Below are 1,604 nucleotides of genomic sequence, written 5' to 3'. Positions count from 1 at the left end.
CGTGGCGATTTCATCAAGGCCACTGACAACAGCACCCTGATCAGCCTGCTGGACCAATGGCTGGCGCAAACCATGGAGATGCTGTCGGCCGATCCGCGCTGGAAGCTGATCTACGACAGCATGCGGCCCTTGCATTTTGTGTTCATGGGGCCCCGCAGCAAGCGCGCCATCGCGGGCCATCTGTGCGCCAGCACCGATATGGCCCAGCGGCGTTTTCCGTTCTTGTCGATGGCCACCATGGACGTGGAGCAGCCGGTCCACTTCGTGAAGCGCAGCCCCATGGTGTTGTCGCGCCTGTGGACCCGCCTGGAGCTGCATACAGCCCAGGTACTGGGCGCGCCAGACCCCGCTCTGGCACTGCAAAGCCTGGCCGCCACCACGGTGGATCTGGAGCTCAACACCACCGGTTATGACGCGGCTTTTGCCGATTTCATGGACATGCAAACCATCGCCGGGCTGAACGCACTGCTGGCGCAATCCGGCTTTACCGGCAACGCCCGCCAGTTGATCCTGGCCCTGGGAATTTTGCTGCAGCCGGTGATGGCCAGCAGCTCCAGCCGCCTGGAAAAAAGCCTGGTGCTGCCCTTGCCAACCGATGCCATGTACCGGCCCCTGGTGGCCACCTTCTGGATGCATTTGATTGCCCCATTTTTGCAGCGGGCCGACTTCGAACTGGCCTTGTTCCTCACCTCGGTGCACGGCAAGCCGAGCATGGTGCTGGGTTTTGGGGGGGCCTCGGCGCGTACCTTGCACGCCATCATCGACCCGGCGGTGGGCGACGAGCAGCACATCACCCTCGATGCCGCCGACTGGATTGAAGAACAGCTGGCGGGCGACTACGGCGCGAGCAAGTTGTCCAGCTACCTGGCCTTGCCCGACCTGTCCCTGAAATCAGCGCACGACTCGTTCTGTGAAGCGTTTATTGGAGCCTGACGCCATGCGTTGTTTGTGGATTTCCCTGTTACTTGTCTCACTGTCTGCGGCGGCGCAGACGGTGGCCCCCCCCGTGGCCACGCCGACCCCCGGCCAGGTTCTGGTAACCGGCACCGTGCCCGACGAGGCCACCAAGGCCAGCGTGCTGGCCAGACTGCGGGAGTTGTACGGTGCCGATAAAGTGGTGGACCAGATTGCGATTGGCGCGGTGGTCATGCCTCCCAACTGGAGCAGCCATGTCGGCAAGCTCATCGGCCCCAACCTCAAGCTGATCAGCCGCGGCCAGCTCAAGATCGACGGCACCGCGGTGGGCCTGCAGGGCGAGGTCTCCAACGAGGCGCAACGCCAGCAAATCGCCAGCGAGATCGCCACCAGCCTGAACCCCACCTACACCGTGGCCAATGGCCTGCGGGTCTCTGCATCCGAGCAAGGCATGCTGGACAGCACCTTGGGCAACCGCATTGTCGAGTTCGAAAGCGGCCAGGTGAACCTGACCCCGGCGGGCAAAGGCATCCTGGACGAAATGGCTGTCGCCCTGCAAAAACTCAAAGACCGCAAGGTGGAGATCATCGGCCATACCGACGACAAGGGCCTGCGTGCCAGCAACCTGGCCTTGAGCCAGGCGCGCGCCGACGCGGTCAGGTCCTATCTGGTCGACAAGGGCCTGCCGC

Annotated in this window: 2 protein-coding genes; both read left to right on the top strand. The window is 63.5% G+C overall.

From position 1 onward, the window contains the following. The coding region (tagF, locus tag AC097L_RS23855) for a type VI secretion system-associated protein TagF (protein ID WP_479589216.1) at positions 1-933 on the top strand (933 nt) is incomplete at its 5' end. Between the two features lie 4 nt (positions 934-937). Next, positions 938-1,604: OmpA family protein (locus AC097L_RS23850; protein ID WP_479589215.1), on the top strand; the 667-nt coding region annotated here is incomplete at its 3' end.

It is taken from the genome of Rhodoferax sp. RT5P35, assembly GCF_056521385.1.
This window is presented reverse-complemented; position numbering and strand designations above follow the sequence as displayed.